This is a genomic window from Pseudoalteromonas sp. 19-MNA-CIBAN-0066 (assembly GCF_040308705.1).
Lineage (GTDB): Bacteria > Pseudomonadota > Gammaproteobacteria > Enterobacterales > Alteromonadaceae > Pseudoalteromonas > Pseudoalteromonas nigrifaciens.
In genome coordinates, this window is record NZ_JBEONZ010000048.1 from 1 (window position 1) to 18,530 (window position 18,530).

The 18,530-nt window shown below is 40.1% G+C and carries 19 protein-coding genes; 8 read left to right on the forward strand and 11 right to left on the reverse strand.

The features are described from left to right. Positions 1–550: 550 nt before the first annotated feature. Together AAEZ18_RS16835 and AAEZ18_RS16840 are read left to right on the forward strand one after the other, a co-directional pair. On the forward strand, positions 551–2,017 hold the full coding sequence (locus AAEZ18_RS16835; RefSeq protein ID WP_089368995.1) for a DNA recombination protein RmuC: 1,467 nt from the start codon (positions 551–553) through the stop codon (positions 2,015–2,017). 199 nt (positions 2,018–2,216) lie between these two features. Further along, the gene (locus AAEZ18_RS16840) at positions 2,217–4,550 is read left to right on the forward strand and encodes a S9 family peptidase (protein ID WP_089368996.1); all 2,334 of its coding nucleotides are present in this window, start codon (positions 2,217–2,219) and stop codon (positions 4,548–4,550) included. A 124-nt stretch (positions 4,551–4,674) separates the two neighbouring features. On the opposite strand, the gene AAEZ18_RS16845 is transcribed toward AAEZ18_RS16840, so the two are convergent. Genes AAEZ18_RS16845 through AAEZ18_RS16870 form a run of 6 tightly spaced genes read right to left on the reverse strand, consistent with a single transcriptional unit; the run spans position 4,675 to position 9,775 of the window. Then, positions 4,675–5,202, reverse strand: coding sequence for a DUF411 domain-containing protein (locus tag AAEZ18_RS16845; protein ID WP_089368997.1), 528 nt, complete (start codon positions 5,200–5,202; stop codon positions 4,675–4,677). Positions 5,203–5,212: 10 nt separating this feature from the next. Then, the gene (locus tag AAEZ18_RS16850) at positions 5,213–5,701 is read right to left on the reverse strand and encodes a YybH family protein (protein WP_089368998.1); all 489 of its coding nucleotides are present in this window, start codon (positions 5,699–5,701) and stop codon (positions 5,213–5,215) included. A 22-nt stretch (positions 5,702–5,723) separates the two neighbouring features. Then, positions 5,724–6,626 (reverse strand): CopD family protein, encoded by a 903-nt coding sequence (locus tag AAEZ18_RS16855; RefSeq protein ID WP_089368999.1) that lies wholly within the window; start codon positions 6,624–6,626, stop codon positions 5,724–5,726. Between the two features lie 11 nt (positions 6,627–6,637). Continuing rightward, on the reverse strand, positions 6,638–7,042 hold the full coding sequence (locus AAEZ18_RS16860) for a copper resistance CopC family protein (protein WP_089369000.1): 405 nt from the start codon (positions 7,040–7,042) through the stop codon (positions 6,638–6,640). A 22-nt stretch (positions 7,043–7,064) separates the two neighbouring features. After that, positions 7,065–7,940 carry a copper resistance protein B gene (locus AAEZ18_RS16865; RefSeq protein ID WP_115121849.1) on the reverse strand — a complete coding sequence of 292 codons (876 nt, stop codon included), beginning with the start codon at positions 7,938–7,940 and terminating at the stop codon, positions 7,065–7,067. Then, entirely contained in the window at positions 7,937–9,775 is a 1,839-nt protein-coding gene (locus tag AAEZ18_RS16870; protein ID WP_089369002.1) for a copper resistance system multicopper oxidase, read from the reverse strand. Before AAEZ18_RS16870 ends, AAEZ18_RS16865 begins: the two co-directional genes overlap by 4 nt. Before the next feature lie 174 nt (positions 9,776–9,949). Between AAEZ18_RS16870 and AAEZ18_RS16875 the strand changes: the two genes are divergently transcribed. Together AAEZ18_RS16875 and AAEZ18_RS16880 are read left to right on the forward strand one after the other, a co-directional pair. Beyond that, on the forward strand, positions 9,950–10,636 hold the full coding sequence (locus AAEZ18_RS16875) for a heavy metal response regulator transcription factor (protein WP_011329655.1): 687 nt from the start codon (positions 9,950–9,952) through the stop codon (positions 10,634–10,636). Then, a complete protein-coding gene (locus AAEZ18_RS16880; protein ID WP_089369003.1) occupies positions 10,623–12,020 on the forward strand; it encodes a heavy metal sensor histidine kinase in 1,398 nt (465 codons plus the stop codon). Before AAEZ18_RS16875 ends, AAEZ18_RS16880 begins: the two co-directional genes overlap by 14 nt. A 186-nt stretch (positions 12,021–12,206) precedes the next feature. Here AAEZ18_RS16880 and AAEZ18_RS16885 read toward each other — a convergent pair whose 3' ends face one another. From AAEZ18_RS16885 to AAEZ18_RS16900, 4 genes are all read right to left on the reverse strand, one after another. Further along, positions 12,207–13,118, reverse strand: coding sequence for a LysR family transcriptional regulator (locus AAEZ18_RS16885; protein ID WP_011329657.1), 912 nt, complete (start codon positions 13,116–13,118; stop codon positions 12,207–12,209). Between the two features lie 274 nt (positions 13,119–13,392). Further along, positions 13,393–13,659, reverse strand: coding sequence for a LysR substrate-binding domain-containing protein (locus AAEZ18_RS16890; protein WP_307724753.1), 267 nt, complete (start codon positions 13,657–13,659; stop codon positions 13,393–13,395). Between the two features lie 36 nt (positions 13,660–13,695). Beyond that, positions 13,696–13,827: a hypothetical protein gene (locus AAEZ18_RS16895; RefSeq protein WP_307724752.1), complete on the reverse strand. Its 132-nt coding sequence runs from the start codon at positions 13,825–13,827 to the stop codon at positions 13,696–13,698. Positions 13,828–13,835: 8 nt separating this feature from the next. Further along, a complete protein-coding gene (locus AAEZ18_RS16900) occupies positions 13,836–14,273 on the reverse strand; it encodes a LysR family transcriptional regulator (RefSeq protein WP_350595314.1) in 438 nt (145 codons plus the stop codon). A 210-nt stretch (positions 14,274–14,483) separates the two neighbouring features. On the opposite strand from AAEZ18_RS16900, the gene AAEZ18_RS16905 reads away from it, so the two are divergent. Further along, on the forward strand, positions 14,484–14,915 hold the full coding sequence (locus tag AAEZ18_RS16905; protein ID WP_086996219.1) for a PACE efflux transporter: 432 nt from the start codon (positions 14,484–14,486) through the stop codon (positions 14,913–14,915). A 348-nt stretch (positions 14,916–15,263) separates the two neighbouring features. Here the strand turns inward: AAEZ18_RS16905 and AAEZ18_RS16910 are convergent, their stop codons facing one another. Beyond that, positions 15,264–15,404 carry a hypothetical protein gene (locus AAEZ18_RS16910; RefSeq protein WP_157696011.1) on the reverse strand — a complete coding sequence of 47 codons (141 nt, stop codon included), beginning with the start codon at positions 15,402–15,404 and terminating at the stop codon, positions 15,264–15,266. Positions 15,405–15,613: 209 nt separating this feature from the next. On the opposite strand from AAEZ18_RS16910, the gene AAEZ18_RS16915 reads away from it, so the two are divergent. From AAEZ18_RS16915 to AAEZ18_RS16925, 3 genes are all read left to right on the forward strand, one after another. Beyond that, on the forward strand, positions 15,614–15,997 hold the full coding sequence (locus AAEZ18_RS16915; protein WP_089369005.1) for an antitoxin Xre-like helix-turn-helix domain-containing protein: 384 nt from the start codon (positions 15,614–15,616) through the stop codon (positions 15,995–15,997). A gap of 384 nt (positions 15,998–16,381) precedes the next feature. Beyond that, positions 16,382–17,350, forward strand: a complete 969-nt coding sequence (locus AAEZ18_RS16920; protein WP_089369006.1) for a calcium/sodium antiporter — start codon at positions 16,382–16,384, stop codon at positions 17,348–17,350. Between the two features lie 112 nt (positions 17,351–17,462). Further along, positions 17,463–18,293 carry a mechanosensitive ion channel family protein gene (locus tag AAEZ18_RS16925; protein ID WP_064668638.1) on the forward strand — a complete coding sequence of 277 codons (831 nt, stop codon included), beginning with the start codon at positions 17,463–17,465 and terminating at the stop codon, positions 18,291–18,293. The last annotated feature ends 237 nt before the right edge of the window (positions 18,294–18,530 follow it).

The window sequence follows — 18,530 nt, forward strand, 5'->3', positions numbered from 1 at the left end:
GGTACAGGAGCCGTATACGAGGTCCGTACGTACGGTTCTGTGAGAGGGATGAGGCATAAGCCTCACCCTACTCGATGCAAAAAATTACTTAGTAGCCCTCTTAAACAATATATAAATAAATTTAAATTATTATTGAACTAAATACTCAACTTGCCGTCTACTATTATGCTTGTGATTACATTGCAGTTAATTCAAGTTTCATGTTGATTCCCCTATTTAGTTACTAAGTTTAGTAATGATTGAGCCAGCTCGTTTGAGTTGGCTTTTTTTTGCAAAAAATTTACTTAGTAGCCTTCTTAAACAACATATAAATAAATTTAAATTATTGTTGAACTAAATATTCAATTTGCCGTCTACTATTATGCTTGTGATGAATTGTTGTTAACGCAAGTTTCATGTTGATTTCCCTATTTGGTTACTAGTTTTAGTAATGTTAGGCCAACCTTTTATAGGTTGGCTTTTTTTATGCCTTTAATTTATATCCCGCCCCTACTGCTATCGATAGTTATTCGTTATGATGGCATGTCTCTAAATTTAATAAGTTTATTTTATGTTTTCTCAGTTATTAACTAGCATTGATTGGCTAAGTGTAGGCGTAGGCGTTACCGCAGGTGGCGTAATTTGTAGCCTAGTATCTGCATCGCTTAGTAAAAAATTAAAACAACAACTTAGTGAGCAGCAACAGCAGTTGTCGTTATTGCAAAGTCAGTTTGAGAGCAAAACCCTGCAATACACCCAGTTAGCGGATGACCACGAACTTTTAGAGCATACCCATCAAGAGCAACGCGACCAAGCGCAGCACTTTAAAACCCGCTTTACCGAACAAGAAAAACAAAGCCAGCAATATAATCAGTTTTGGCAAAAAGCCGAAGCCGAGCTAAGTGCACTGCGCAAACAATATAGCCAACGCGATGTAGAGCTAAATAATATACGCACTACGCTTGAGCAAAAACAACAACACTTTAGCGAACAACTTGCGCAAATAGAGCAAAGCAAAGAGATGCTTAAAAAAGAGTTCGAAAACTTAGCGAATCAAATTTTAGAAGAAAAGTCTCAAAAGTTTAAAGTGCTCAATCAAGAAAGCATTGAGCAACTATTAAAACCAGTGCAAGGCGAGCTAAAAGGCTTTCGCGACAAAATGGAGTCAATCCATGTTGAAGACTTAAAACAACGCGCCGCGCTTAAAACCGAGTTATTACATTTACAAGCAAAAAGCCAAGCCATAACCGAGCAAGCCGACAGGCTCAGTAACGCTCTACAAGGGCAAAAGAAAACCCAAGGCAATTGGGGCGAGTTAATGCTAGAAAACGTGCTCGACAGCGCAGGCTTACGCGCAGGCGTAGACTATAAACGCGAGGTGTCGTTTAACACCGAAGACGGCCGCTTACGCCCCGATGTAGTTGTGTATTTACCCCAAGGTCGCCATTTAGTTATTGATGCTAAAACTTCGTTAAACGCCTACACACGCTATGTTAACGCCGATAACGAGCTAGAAGCACAGCAAGCTATTAAAGAGCACGTTGAGGCTGTTAAAGCGCGTATAAACGAGCTTGCGAGTAAATCGTACGACCGTCTACCTGGGCTTAACTCGCCTGAAGTAGTGGTGATGTTTGTACCAATAGAGTCAGCCTTTGTTGAAGCGCTTAAATACCAAAGTGATATTTACCAGCAAGCAATCGAAAAAAATATTCTAGTGGCGACCCCCACTACCTTACTCACTAGTTTAAATATAGTTAAACAGCTATGGCGCTTTGAAGAACAAACTAAATACTCAAAAGAATTGGCAGCTCGAGCCGAGCGTTTTTATAACAAGCTCAATGGCTTTTTAACCAGTATGGAAGGGGTTGGCAAACAGCTAGATCGTGCTAAAGAAAGCTACGACAAAGCGTTTTCGCAGCTTTACCGAGGTAAAGGTAACCTAATTAAACAGGCAAGCGAGTTTAAAGAGCTGGGCGTATCGGTACAAAAAGAGCTGCCAGCAGAGAGTGTTGAACGTGCAAATTTAGAATTAGATTAACTGCGTAGCAAAAGGGTTAGGTATTTAAAAACGGTAACCTTCATTACACAGCTAATGCCTACTTTTAATTAACATGGCGTATTAATTCCGTTTTTAAGCTTAATCCCTTAATAACGCGATAAACGCTCAGATCCTATTTTGCTTATTTGCTAAAGTAGCGGGGTCAGTATTTATTTAATAACCCCCCCTAGGAAACACGATGAAAATAATTAAAACCTCAGCACTGTTAGTTGCCATTCTGGCGGGTATAACCATACAAGGGTGTTCTATGACATCAAATACATCACCATCAACAACAGGTAATGCAGTTACACCTATTAGTAACCCGCTTACTCTTGAGCAAATTTATAAAGATAAATACTTTAAAGCACAGCGTAGTACTTACTTTAAATGGTTAGACGATGGCACTGGCTACACAGTACTTGAGCAACGTGAAGCCGATAAAAAAGTAGGCGTTAAAGCTGACGACGAGAAAGAGCACGGTGTAAAAGGCAACGACATTGTATTTTACAACGCCGATGGCACAGGGCGAAAAGTACTGGTTGCTTTTGAAAAGTTACTGCCAGAGGGCGCAGATGAAGCGTTTGCAATTGAGAGTTATCAATTTTCTAAAGATGGCCAGTGGCTCATGGTATTTACCAACAGTGAGCAAGTATGGCGTTCGCGCAGCCGAGGGGATTTTTGGTTACTTAACTTAAATACGAATAAACTCTCGCAGTTGGGCGGCGAAAATCCTGAGCCCAAAAAGCTTATGTTTGCTAAGTTCTCCCCCGACAGCTCAAAAGTAGCGTATGTGCGCGATAATAATATTTATATGCAAGCAGTTGGCAGCAATACCGTTAGCGCATTAACAACCGATGGCAGCGCTACCACAGTTAATGGTAATTTCGATTGGGTATACGAAGAAGAGTTTTCTATTCGTGATGGCTTTAGTTGGAGCCCAGATAATAAATCAATCGCGTATTGGCAGCTCGATACTAGCGGCGTTAAATACTTTACCTTGATCAACAACACCAAAGCGCTCTACCCTAGCCTTACTGAATTTCCATACCCTAAAGCAGGCGAAACTAACTCAGCAGTACGCGTAGGCGTAGTGAGCCTAAGTGACAAGCAAACCCGTTGGGCTAAGCTTGAGGGCAATAACCGCGATCGTTACATACCACGCATTAGCTGGGCAGGCGATGGTGAGTCGTTACTTATCCAAGACTTAAACCGCCCACAAAACCATAATAATTTATGGTTATTTAATTGGCAAAAGCAGCAGCTAACTAAAATACTGGCAGAAAAAGACGATGCGTTTATTGAATGGTTTTATAGTGCTAATTGGTCAAAAAGTGGTGAGTTTTTTATTTGGCACAGCGAACGCGACGGCTGGCGTCATTTATATCGCATATCGCGCGATGGCAAAAAAATTATCGACCTAACCCCTGGCGATTACGACATTGTTGATATGCTTGCAATCAACGAAGACAAAAACGTATTGTATTTTAGTGCATCACCAGATGATGCAGCTCAGCGCTATTTGTATCGCACAGCAATAGATGGCAGCAGTAAACCAGTACGAGTAACACCTGAGCAGTTTAACGGCTCCAACAGTTACTACGTGTCAAAGGATGCTTCTTGGGCCATGCACACCTATTCTAAATTTAATCAGCCGGCCGTTAAGCAAATTATTAAGGTGAGCGATCACAGTAATGTAAAAACCTTGGTCGAAAACAGCGAGCTGAAACAAAAATTAGCAGAGCAAAGTTTACCAAACCATGAGTTTTTTAAAGTAGCCGCGCATGATGGCACCGAGCTTGATGGTTATATTATGTTTCCTGCGGATATGGATCTAAATAAAAAGTACCCAATCGTATTTTATGTTTATGGCGAACCTTGGGGATCAACCGTACAAGATCGCTTTGAAGGTAATAGCTATTTATACAAATCGTTATTAACTCAAAAAGGCTTTATTGTTGCATCAGTTGATAACCGCGGTACACGCGCACCAAAAGGCCGAGATTGGCGCAAATCTATTTATAAAAAAATAGGCTCAATTACAGTGCAAGACCAAGTAGATGCACTTGATGCCATGGCTAAACGCTGGGATGTAATAGACACAGAGCGGGTTGGCGTATGGGGACACTCTGGCGGCGGCAGCTCTACACTTAATTTATTATTTCGTCACGGCGACAAATTTAAAGTAGGTATTGCTTCAGCACCTGTGCCCGATATACGTTTATACGACACCATTTATCAAGAGCGTTATTCGGGTAACCCAAACACCGATCCACAAAGCTATGATAATACCTCGCCAATTAGTTTTGCTAAAAACCTTAGCGGTAAATTATTACTGATCCACGGTACTGGCGACGATAACGTACACTATCAGGGGTCTGAGCGTTTAATTGACGAGCTTGTTAAGCATAATAAACAATTTGAGTTTTTTGCTTATCCTAATCGTTCACACAGCCTAAAAGAAGGCAAAGGAACGGCTTTGCATTACCACACTATGATGGCCGAATTTTTTGAAAAAAACTTACTAAAATAATTTTTGATTCATTATTAAAAAACAAAAGCCACAATTTAAATTTGTGGCTTTTTTGTGCAAACTGTAATGGGGGTTTACAGTTCTTTATAGGTACTAAACAGTCTCACCAACTATGCCACAATAGTTAAAACTGCTCGTCGTATTGACTAATGTGCTTGTACACACCTGTGGTGGTGTTTGTGGTAATAAATTCAATGTTGTATTTATGAAATGCATCGCCCATTTCCATACCTGGTGTGCCTAGTGGCATTGCGGGTACGGTCAAACCGATAATATGCGCTGGGTGTTTTTCCGATAAAAATTGTTTAATAAACTTAGCCGGTACGTGGCCTTCAAACACAAAACCGTTGGCCGACACAGCTGTATGGCATGAGCGCTGGTTAGGCTTTATTTGATATTGCGATTTTATTAATCCCATATCGTCTGCATCAATGGCTTTTGTATTAATGTCGCTTTGATTTATATGCTCAATCCAGCCTTTGCAACAGCCACAGTTTTTATCTTTATAAACAGTAAGCTTTAACTCCTGTTTTTTGGGACTATCGGCTGAGCTAGTTGCTTTATGTACTTGCGGTGATTGCTCAGAGCACGCCCCCATAAGAGGCAGTGCTAGTGCTAAAAGCACGCTTGAGGTGATTTTAATTATACGCATAATTAACGCCTTAATTTGACCAATGAATATGAGTTATTTTCCAGCCTGAATCGGTATTTTTTAAGGTGATTGACTCCATACCTGTGGCGCTTATTTCTTTACCTTTATAGTTGCCATGGCTTTTACTTCTTGATACCGAGTAAGCCATATCACCATTAATAAACACTTGGTGCTCTAATAGGTCGCTGTTAATTGCACTTAGGTATTTCATGTCAGCTAACATGTGGTGGTTAGCGTATTCATCGGCTGAGCGCTCAACGCCGCCACCTTCAAAAATAATCACATCATCGGCTAGTAATTGTCGAGCAGTTACTTTATCGCCTTGCTTAAGCGCAGTATGAAACGAGCTAACAACTTTTGCTGCAGCACTGCTTACATTAACAAATAAAGCTGATTTTTTTGCGTGCTCTTCATCACCATGCGCGTTTACAGTAAAAGAGCTTGTTGCAGTAAATAACAGCGCTGAGATCAATCCAAATTTAGGGTGTTTTATTAACATGTTTTTCTCTTTATAAGATAAATTATACGGGCGGCCCAACGAGCGTGGTAAATACACTGGTGGTTAGCAATACACACACGGCAATAAGCATTTCAACAGAAATAGAACGCTTTAAAGTAACAACATGATGTTGCTGTGTAATTTGCGGAACTAAACGTAGTTTATGCCAAGCACCCAGTAGTAACATAGCACTCACTAACAACAGTTTTAACATTATTAGCTGGCCATAATTTGAAGTAAATAATACAGAAAATGAATTTAAGTATTGCCATAATAAGGTTATACCAGATATGAGCAGTACCGCTATGATAATAATTGCTAGCTGTCCAAAGCGTTCCATTAAATGTTTTATCGTATTTAACGATAGCAGTTGGCAACTTTTATAAAGAGGCCATAGTGAGCCAATCCAACTAGCAATGGCAATTAAGTGCAGTGTTAATATACTTTTAATTAATAGGCCTTTTTCGGCGCTGTGGCCGGTTAAGGTAAAGCTATAGGTAAGGATAATAAGTGCTAATAGTGTAATAACAAAATTAGCCACGTTAGCTGAGTTTGAATGGGTGCGCCAAGTGCACACCGCAAACAAGGCAATTATAAATGCAGGCACTCTCATACTTACCTGCTCACCAATTACTGATTGCCAAATTATATCCAGCATGAAGGGGTCTATCATGCCAGCAAAACCAGATTCAGCCATGGCCCCCGCTTCAATTGGTATTTGTAATATTGCACCAATAAAGCCCACCATAACAAGGGTGATTTGCCAGCGCTTTAAATACCGATTAAAACAGCTTAATTGTGTATCTGGCGTTGTACTCTCATTATTAAGTAAGCGCATTAGCAAGCAGCCCGCAAGGGCTGCAATAGCTAAATAGCTTACTATTTTTAATAATAGTAACAGCACTGACCAATCACTTAATTGCATTATATGACTACCTAATGATTATGTTGTTTATGGCTAGCCGCCATGTTTTTCATTTTAGAATGTGTGTCGCTGGCGTGCAGCATAAAGTCAAAATTGCCTGACATTTTATGGCCATCGCCACCAAGCGCTATCCATTTAACTGTGTAATTACCTTGTTCAAGCTTGGGTAACGGCCAGCTAAAGTTGCTATTAGCTTTTGCACTGGGTTTAAAGTTAAAATCTACTTGCTTGTTTGCAGCATCACTTAAGAGTACTTTGGCAAGTTGTACTTCGTCGCTAAACGTTAACGTAAGTTGCTCTGGACTTTGCATTAGCATCGCACTATTTTGTGGTGTTGATTGCTTTAGCGAAATATGAGCTGATGCCGAAAAGCTTAAAGCTAAGCCTAAAATTGCCGCAATAGTTATAAATTTCATAATTACCTCTTATTTTTAAATATTAAAACCAAAATTTTATACCGGCAACAAACTCAGTATCGTTGCTGCTCTGCTCGTTTAGCTTGGCGTAATCTGCTGTGCTACCAAATTTATTAGTCCACTCTACACCTACATAAGGTGCAAATTGGCGAGTAAATTCATAACGAACCCTAACGCCAATAGCAGTACTAGATAGCCCACTGCCTAGCTCATTTTGTTCATCGTCTTTACCATAAAATGTTATTTCAGCACGAGGCTGTATAATGAGCCTTTGTGTTAAAAGCAGCTCATATTCAGCTTCTGCTGTAAATGCTGTGTTGCCGCTCTCACCTACATACGCTGTCATATCAAGCTCAAACCAATAAGGTGCTAAGCCTTGAATACCAAACGCTAACCATTGACGGTTTTTGCCTTCTTTATAATAATCGTAGCGAATACCGACTTGCGTATCCCAATAAGCCGAAATTGCATGACCCCATAAAATATCAGTTTGATTTTCTTCAAGCTTGCCATCACTAACATCACCCTCGGTTTTTATCACTAATCGATTAAAGGTGGTGCCGTACCAAGCTTGTAAATCGAAAACAGCAGCATCGGCTTGTTCGTTATACTCAAGACGATCACCTAAAATAGCGTAAAACTTATGCTCATCCGCAAGGGTTAAGCGCTCGCCATCTGCTAAAGCATATGGCCCTTGCGTTAAGGTTGTGCCATTAGCATAAGCGTGTGGATCGCGAGCATTTTTAGGGGCATCGCCGCCTTGCGGCTGCATTTTATCGCCCGCCATATCGCCAGACATGTCACCCATTTCAGTTTGAGCAAACACATGCAGGCTCAATAACGGTGCGCTAATTAATAGTGCACTAGTAAGTACTGTTGATAAGGTTAAATTTCTCATGATACAACCACCTCTCTAAACATACCTGCATCCATATGAAACAGTAAATGACAATGCCAAGCCCAACGACCAACATCATGTGGCGTAGTTAAAAAGCTAATTCTTTGGGCGGGCTGTACCATTATGGTGTGGCGGCGAACTAACACATCACCTTGATCGTTCTCCAAGTCGCTCCACATACCATGTAAATGCATAGGGTGTGTCATCATGGTATCGTTTTGTAAAATAACTCGTACCCGCTGATTATGCTTCATATGCACAGGGGTACTTTTACCAAACTCTAAGCCATCAAAAGACCAGCTGTAGCGTTCCATGTTGCCGGTTAAATGCAGCTCAATTTCGGCTTCGGGTGCTTGGTGGTCAACTATGCCATCAAGAGAGCGTAAATCTGCAAGTGTTAAAACTCGACGGCCGTTATTGCGCAGCCCAATACCAGGATCGTCTAAATTTGTGCGTGGCGTATCAACGCGCATATCAACTGAGGCGCCATATTCTGTTTTAGCGTGGCGAACTTTCTGACTTGGAACAGCCAGTGGGTTTTTACCCATATTATGCTTACTATGGTCCATTGCCATTGCACCGTGGTCCATTGTGCTATGATCCATTGCCCCCTGATCCATACTGGTTTTGTCCATGCTAGCGTGGCCCATAGCGCTGTGATCCATTCCAGGCATAGCAGAGTGATCCATATTGCCCATCATATCCCGCATTGCTAACCACTCAACGGGGTCAAGTGCAGGCACTGGCGCATCAATATTAGCAGCGACAGACAAAGTCCCTTTGGCATAACCTGAGCGGTCCATGCTTTGTGCAAAAATTGTGTATGCGTCATTTTTAGGCTCAACAACCACATCGTAGGTTTCACCTGGACCAAAGCGAAACTCATCTACGGTAACGGGTTCAACATTTTGTCCATCTGCTTGTACCACAGTTAATTTTAACTCTGGGATACGTACATCAAAAAAGGTGTTACTTGAGCCATTAATAAATCTTAAACGTACTTTTTCGCCCGCTTTAAACAGCCCACGCCAATTAGCCATTGGCGCAGTACCATTCATTAAATAGGTCATTGCCGAAGCCGATAAATCAGCTAAATCGGTTGGACTCATTCGCATCTGGTTCCACATTTCACGTCGTTGAAGTGCATTAGCAACGCCGCTTGTTGCTATGTCATCAAAAAACTCAGGTACAGTGGGCTGATTAAAGTTAAACACATCCCCCTGAATTTTTAATTTACGGAATAACTCCATGGGATCATCATCAGTCCAATCAGAGAGTTGAATAATATGTTCATTATCTGCGCTGATAACATCTTGCTCACGAGGCTCAATAATTAACGCCCCATACATACCGGTCATTTCTTGAAAGCCACTGTGTGAGTGATACCAATAAGTACCGCTTTGTTGTAACTTAAATTTATAAACAAACGTTTCGCCAGGCATAATGCCTTTAAAGCTAATGCCCGGTACACCATCCATTTGATACGGTAAAATAATTCCGTGCCAGTGAATAGAGCTAGGTACCGCTAAATTGTTGGTAACGCGAATGGTCACATCGTCACCTTCTTTAAGGCGTAATGTTGGCGCGGGAATAGAGCCATTAATGGTGGTTGCCATACGCACTACACCGGTAAAGTTTACTGGGGACTCATCAATAACCAGGTCAATAACTTTACCGCTCAACTCAGGCACAGTACCTGTTAATGTTGAAGCCGCTAAAGATGATGCTGCATGTAAAACAGTTGGAAAAGCTGCCAGCACACCGCCTACAATTAATCCTTGAACAAAACGCCTACGTGGCTTTGAAATGTGCTGTAATGACTCTTTAAAACCCATTTTATTACACCTGAATAGCAAAATATGCATTGAGTATAATATTTAAACCTGACATCGACATGACGCGAACATTACAAAGTTGTAATCTTAATGTCATGTTGCTGTTGTAGCGCATATGGCATAGTGCTGTTTAAGTGATAACTAAAATTATAATAAAAGTAACAAAGGAATTATATGCGCATACTAATCGTTGAAGACGAGATTAAAACCGGTGATTACTTAAAACAGGGCTTAACCGAAGCCGGCTTTCAGGTTTGTTTGGCGCGCAATGGCCTTGACGGTCACCATTTAGCAATGACCGAATTATTTGATGTGATTATATTAGATATAATGTTGCCCGATGTATCTGGCTGGCGAATTTTAGAGTCGGTACGAGAAGCCAAAAACGACACGCCAGTATTATTTTTATCGGCTCGCGATAGTGTTGATGACAGAGTAAAAGGGCTTGAACTTGGCGCAGATGATTACTTAATAAAACCGTTTGCTTTTTCAGAAGTACTTGCCCGCGTACGTACGCTTATTCGCCGTGGTGGCGTGCAAAAAGTGGCCGACATACTCACAATTGCAGACTTAGAAATGGATATACCAAAGCGTAAAATACAGCGAGCAGGCAAGCGTATTTTGCTCAGTAATAAAGAGTTTAGCTTATTAGAGCTACTACTGCGCCGAGAAGGCGAAGTGCTATCTCGCTCACTTATAGCGTCGCAAGTATGGGATATGAACTTTGAAAGTGATACCAATGTAATAGATGTTGCGATTAGACGCCTGCGGGGCAAGGTTGACGATGAGTATAGTATTAAACTTATTCATACAGTGCGCGGTATGGGCTATAAATTAGAGGTCGAAAATGCCCAAAATTAACGCTCGACCAATGTCGTTGACCATGCGGGTGGTATTGTTTATTGCTGTTACTGTAATAGCCTGTTTAACCTTAGTAGCGTCATTAATTAACTCCTCCATTGAGCATCACTTTATTGAGCAAGACAGTGGCGAGTTAAAGGTTATTAGCCAGTCAGTTGCAGCTGTTTTAGCCCAGCAGCATAGCTCAAGTGAACCTTTAGGGCAGGCATTATCTAAAGCTGTGGCAGGACATCATGGTGTTTATTATCAAGTAAATAGCCAGCAAGGAGCCTTAATTTACCAAAGTTCAGGTCGCGATTTTACTAAGCAGATTATGAGTGCGCCATCGGCGCTTGGTTTTAATCGCGATAACATAGTGCATTGGCAAGCCAATGATCATACCTATCGCGCATTAGTTAGCGACTTTAACGTGCAGCAACAGCATTATAAAATTACCGCCGCCATTGATATGAGTTTTCATAAACATTTTTTGCGCCAATTTAAACAAAGCCTATGGGTGATTATGTTTGGCTCAGCTGTGCTCATTTTACTCGTTGCTTGGTTTGCGGTACATCAGGGGTTAAATCCACTGCGTGGCTTAAGCAAAAAAATATATGACATTCAAACCCATAAAATGGATGTTAGGTTAGATGAAAGTAAAGTGCCAATTGAGCTGGTGAATATGGTGCATTCATTTAATGCCATGCTGGATAGATTACAAGATGAGTTTATGCGTTTATCAAATTTTTCTACCGATATAGCCCACGAACTGCGTACCCCGCTTACTAATATTATTACTCAAACACAAGTTGGCTTAACAAAACAGCGCGACCTTGTGCAATACCAAGAACTGTTGTTTTCAAACCTTGAAGAACTAGAGCGACTAACAAAAATGGTGAGTGATATGCTGTGGTTGGCAAAAACTCAAAATGGACTGATAAAAGCACAACAACAAGTATTACAAAGTGATGAAGAAATAGACGCGTTACTAGAATACTTTGATGCGGTAGCAGAAGATGCCAATATTACCTTTATTAAACAAGGTAGTAATGTTGAGTTTTATTGTGAACAATTACACTTTAGGCAGTTGTTATCTAATTTATTATCAAATGCGATTAGGTATACCCCAGCAGGCGAATCGATAACTATTAGTAGTGAGCGCACTGGAAATGATCAAGTGTGTATTGCGGTTACCAACCCAGGCGAAAAAATAGCAGCAGAGCATTTACCCTATTTATTTGACCGATTTTATCGAGCCGATAAATCAAGGCAGCGACAAGGCAACGGCGCGGGTTTAGGACTTGCGATAGTAAAAGCGCTAGTTACAGCAAATGGGGGCAACATAGTGGTAACCTCAAACGCGAACACTCGCTTTAAGGTGTTTTTTAAACACGTTAAAAGTTAAGCTTAATCCTTTTATTAGCACAGTGCCTATAGCGTAAAATGCAGTGTTAATTTGTGGCTTTTGTGCAAACTGTAATGGGGGTTTACAGTTTGCATAAGCAAAAAACGAAAGTAACCTGCGGTTGGTTTTGTTTAACAAGCCACACAGTTGTAAATTAATCAGCCTAGGGAATCTGTTACTTTGTGTTTATTGTTCATTTTCTGTCTTTATTTTTTGCACTAAAAAGTCTACTGCCGCTTTTACTTTAGGTACTAAGTAGCGCTGTTTTTGATACAGCAAATACACAGCCATATTAGCATTTTGAGTTATAGCTAACTCATGTTCAAAGTGAAGTTGTTGCAACTTACCTGAGTCAATATAAGGGGCTAACGCCCACCGAGTCGACATTAAAATACCTTCACCGTTGCACGCTTTTTTTGCTAGCCACGATCCGCTATTAGAAATAGCCACAGCAGGGCCAGATACATCATGCCATTGGCCGTCCATATTACATAACCAAGGCGTTGGCCCCGTTGGCGCTTTAAAATAAAGGCCATTATGCTGCTTTAGTTCCATCGCATTGTTAGGTGTTCCGTGTTTTTTTAAATAACAAGGTGATGCCACCGGAATAAAACCATTGTCCATTAACCTTATTGCTAGTACTCGCTCATTGGGTGCGTAACCACCGCGAATAGCAATATCAACATCGTCGCGTCCGAGTGTCGATAGCTGATCAGTTAAACTAACATCCAGCACTATTTCAGGGTATAAGGCGCTAAATTCATCTAGCAAAGGTAATAATATTTGCTCACCAAACCCCACCATAGAGCTAATACGTAAACGCCCCATTGGCGTTGTTTGATAACTGCGTACGGTTTCATTACTTTGTTCTAGTTGACTCAAAATTTGCTGTATATCGTTATAATAAATTTGCCCTACTTCTGTTAATTTAACGAGTCGGGTTGAGCGTTTTAACAGCGTAGCGCCTAAGCTTTTTTCTAAATCTGCAACGCGCCTTGATAACGACGACGGCGGCACGTTAAAAGTACTGGCTGCTTTGGTAAAGCTGCCAGTTTCGACTACTTTACTAAAATACCTAATTGCACGTAGTTGATCCAACGAGCTGCTCCATTTGTTGTTTTTAACTCAACTTTAAAATTGCCCTTGGGAATAACAAGGCTTTGAAAAGGACGTTGCTCATAAAAAGCTGAAATAAAATTAATATTTTACTAAACGCAGGAGTAAGGAAAGCATTAATCCCTGGTTTTTTAAATGCAAAATTTAAGCAGAAAAACGCCCTTAAATTATCATAAAGCAGGCTCTAAAATTTATGTATTTATGATAGATTAATTTGTTTAAAAGTGACAATTATTCTATCAAAACAATGGGTAGCTTATCTGATTTTCCAGCTGTTTTTACTAAAATGATACTGTTGAAGAGTGTCAATTAAACTCGTTAGTACAGGCCCCGATTGATGGCTTCGAGAAATTAAGCATCCTACAGGCGTTAACCACCCATTGTACTCATGGGTAACAGGCAATGCGACAATATGGCCTTGGTTTATCTGCTCTTTTACTGATAGCTCAGGTACGTTTGCCCACCCCATGCCCGCATGAACTAACTCAACCAGTGTTTGGTGAGTGTTGGCATACCACAACATAGAGCTAATACCGTAACTAAACCATAACTCTTTATGTTAAGCACTGCGATGTACACATTGTCTATAACGTTTTAAATCAGAGCCTTGCACTTTAGCTAGTTTGGCTAATTCGTGGGTCGATGATGCTACGGTTAAAAAGCGTGCTTGCCCTAGCAAGAAAAAATCCATATCCACCTTTAACTCACCGTCGGCATAAACAATACCGGCTTGCGCCCTACCCGAACGAGTTGTTCTACATCAAAGGTTGAGGTGGTGATGATATCAAAGTGAGTTATTGGGTATTTATCGGCAAGCGGCATGAGAATATTTAAAAAGTCTGGGCTCATTACACTCTCATCAACAGCAATAACCATTTCATGCTCATGCTCTTTTGCTAGCGATTCTATTGTTTGATCAAAATACTTTTGTTGATGCAAAATAGACTTTGCAATTGGCAGCAAGGTTTTGCCGTTATCAGTTAATACCGGAGTGTTTTTATCACGATTGAACAGCTCTTGATTAATGGCTATTTCAAGGTTTGCAATGGCTTGGCTTACCCCCGATTGAGCACGCTTTAATTTACGAGCAGCAGCTGAAAAAGATCCGGTGTCGCATACAGTGATAAATACTTTCAATTGCTCGAAGCTATACATGGTGTGTCTGAGAGTTACAGGTATTTGGCTCAGATTATCACTATTCGTGATAGCTGTTAACTTTATCTGTTTTGATTGACTGTCATAATCGCCGCTTAATAATTTCGTTATCCTTTTTTATCACCTTAGTGTTAATTGCTTTGTGTTAATCACTTAATTTTAAAGTAAGACCTTTATTGGAGAAATATAACAATGAGAGCTGTAGAGCGTGTGTTTCACTCTGTGTCATTTGAAGTAATAGCAGTAACTTTATCGATTGCCGGTTTAGCTGCTTTTACTGAGCACGATATCGCTGCATTATCAGGAACTATGATAGTTATTGCGAGTGTCGCCATGGTTTGGAATTATGCTTTTAATTGGGTTTTTGATCTTTATGTTAAAGGAGATAAAACTAAGCGTACTTTTTCAATGCGGCTATTTCACGTTATCTTATTTGAAGCGGGTTTACTGGTGTTAACTATTCCAATTATGGCTTATTTATTATCGGTGAGCTTATGGAATGCTTTTTTAATGGATTTAGGCGTGACTATTTTTATTACTATTTATGCTTTTTTATTTAACTTGAGTTACGACCATATTAGAGCCGCAGTAATTCAGCGCCGAGCTTGTAATAACCAAGTTTAGCCTGTTGGCATAACTTTGCTGAGTTCACCTGTTTTACTTAATTTAACGTAAATTATTACTGCAAATTTAATCTTGCTCGTAATACAGCCTGTTTGTTATCACGCCCTGTACCAGGAATAATATGGTGTGCCTCATGATATTTCGTCGGTTTTGGTTCACCAACAGCAAAAAGAAATCGGGCTTAATTATTGGTGGTATTGGTTGTATGATGAGTTTCTTCAAGTAATGCTTTACGTGTCGAATGGCTGCTAGTAACGCGATACGACTCAAGAGCAGACTGAGCAATCGAAACAGATTCAATCCTCTTTTTTTCTATTTGTAAATGGTCATAATCTAAAGCTAGCTTTTTTAATTTTTCGGCGCTTGGATTTTTTTGATGCTTTCATCGTGATAACTTTTAGCTTTGAGTTCAAAGTTATAAATTGCCATATCTAGCGGAGTTGGATTTGCAGCCCTATCTGGTTTTGGGTATTCCCTTAATGTAGTCATTACTTAATATATTCCTTTATTAATGTGACCCCAAATTAGTGCATACTCATGACAAATGCAAGAAATTCGGCTTTAAAGCATCTGTTGCCGTTACTTATTATTATACTTTATAAGCCATACTACACGGTTAGGGTTATGAAAGATTTCAACCTTACAACTATCCTTTATTGAAATATTTTGGCGTATCGGCTCACAAAAGGAGATTACGTATGCACACAGATAGTGATTCAATATCATTCACCAGTACAGGCTTTAAAACAGCATGCAACATTTTATCATTGTGGGAATGCAGTTCTGAGCAAGCTCAACGTATACTTAAGCTCTCAAAAACTTCCTATCATAAATTTAACGCTGCTCCTGAGACTGTGAAGCTCAACAACGAGCAATTAGAACGTATAAGTTGTCTACTCAATATTCACCACGCATTACGTTGCATGTTTAGCAACCCCGAAAATGTCAGGAAGTTTATGAAAATGAAAAACCATAATGACTTTTTTGCAGGTCGTTCGCCACTAGAAGTGATTGAGCATGGAGAATTCCTAGAACTTAACGAAGTAGCGAAGCGTATTGATGCATTGCAAAATAACTTATGATTTAAATGCTTTCAAATCGCCGCCGAAAGCAAGCTAGTTGAGTAGAAATATTACGAAACTAATTTAACTTTATGCTAGATTTTTAGGGTTTTATATATTACTTTGAACTGAACTTAGGGGAGTAGTCTCTTGCGTATGCAGGGAAACAGTCAACAATCTCCGAGCACTCAATGCTCGTGGCTGTTTCAAGCTTAATTAGCTTTGACAAGACTTAAGGTAAATAATCATATCGGGCAGATGTGGTTTCTTACCTTTTGTAAAATTCTGCCCTACGAGAGCCAAAATGTTGCACGTCTTATCTAACTTTACAAACTACACTGAACACAATCGACTATTCATTAGTTCAAACACCAGATACTTTCTTGAGTCAGAGGGAGCAGCGCTATGCTATTAGCATCTCTCGCAATTATCACAGGCTTTGCACTATTAGTATGGAGTGCTGATCGCTTTGTTGAAGGCGCTGCTGCTACAGCCCGTCATGTTGGTCTATCATCAATTTTAATTGGCATGGTAGTTGTGGGGTTCGGTACATCTGCACCTGAAATGGTTGTTTCAGCCATGGCTGCAAGTGATGGGAACCCCGAACTAGCCTTGGGGAACGCACTCGGTTCAAATATTGTCAATATAAGTTTAATACTGGGTGTTACCGCTCTCATTGCCCCCATTGTAGTTCAATCAAATATAGTAAAAAAAGAACTACCAATATTGGTCTCTACAGTGCTCCTGTGTGGTTATTTACTGTATGACGGAGCATTAACTTTCGTTGATGCCTTGCTACTTTTAGGTAGCTTGCTGCTTTTTCTTATTTGGTCTGTGCATTCAGGTAGAAACAGTTCGGCAGATACATTAGAAAAAGAATTTGATGATGAATTAAAAAGCCATTCTATGCCAATTTCAAAAGCAATTTTCTGGCTATTTGTAGGCTTAACACTGCTAATTATTAGTTCACGCATATTGGTTTGGGGTGCTGTTGAAATAGCAACTTCTCTGGGGGTCAGCGATTTAATTATTGGTTTAACGATTGTGGCATTAGGAACCTCTCTGCCAGAGCTGGCAGCGTGTATTTTGGCGGCTAAAAAAGGTGAGCACGACATTGCTATCGGTAATGTTGTTGGTTCTAATATTTTCAATATTCTGGCTGTTATTGGTATAGCGGGTGTAATAGAGCCAATTAATCACATTTCCTCAGAGGTCTTTAAAAGAGATTGGGGAGTCATGCTTATACTTACCCTAATGTTATTGGTCATGGCTTATGGTTTTGGTCGCCAAGGGAAAATAAGCCGTCTAGAAGGTACGGTACTCTTTAGTGCTTATTTAGGCTATAACGCTTACCTGATTATGGGGATTATATAAAATACTTTAGTAGTGCCTTAGAAAATAATAAATACCCTATATACGGAGTCTGTAAGCACTTAATAAGGCTCCAATATATTCGATTTCGGAATCATCATTTTAAGGAAAAGCAATGCAAAGCATCATTACTTTTTTTTCTGAGCATCAATTGCAACTTATTGCGATAGCGAAGAATACAATACTTACTTTGTTCATTTTAATTGCCGCGAGTATCGGCTCAAAACTAATAAGGCGCGCAGTACGTAAAGGTGTCTATCGTTTAAGTAAGCAAGACGAAATAATCACTAAACTACTAACCACACTTTCTGGGTATATTATCTATCTTATTGCCCTCGTCATTATTCTTGACCTGTTTGGTGTCAATACAGCGAGCTTAGTTGCACTAGTGGGTGCTGCTGGTTTAGCGATTGGCTTAGCTTTAAAAGACACTTTAAGTAATGTTGCCGCAGGTGTAATGCTACTGTTCCTTAAACCGCTAAAAAAATCTGAGTTTGTAGAGGTATCAGGAAATTCAGGAAGCGTAACCGATTTAGGCTTATTTACGACAGAGCTAGAGACCGCAGATGGAATATTTATTTCTCTGCCCAATAGTACTGTTTGGGCGAGTGCAATAAAAAACTTCAGTCGAAATGCAAAACGAAGAATGGATATTACGATTGGTATTTCTTATGGTGATTCAATTGAAGACGGCTTAGCCGCATTAAGAGAATTAGCTGCGGAAGAATCTCGAATAATAACAACCCCAGAGCCACAATATCTTGTCCATACCCTAGCAGATAGCTCAGTAAACTTGCAGCTACGCGCGTGGGTCCCAACACCTGACTATTGGGATATTTACTGGAAAACACAGCGTAAAGTGAAAGAAAGAGTTGAAAGTAAAGGCATTACGATCCCATTCCCTCAACGAGATTTACATATTATTAGTTCAAATCAAAAAGAATAATAAGCAATTATGCACATCTGGTTGACTTGACCATAAATCAGCCAGATGGCGCAAAGAGCATAATTAGTCCAACTAATTAGGGAATTATCATTCGCCCCATATGTCGCTGTAAGCAAAGCGTGACAAGCACTGGATTGACATATCAGTCACTTACAGACAATCGTGAGCGTCTAGCGAACTACACCTATGTTTTAAAATTCCAGGGTAACAAGCTGTCGATATCGGGCTCAGGCTGGC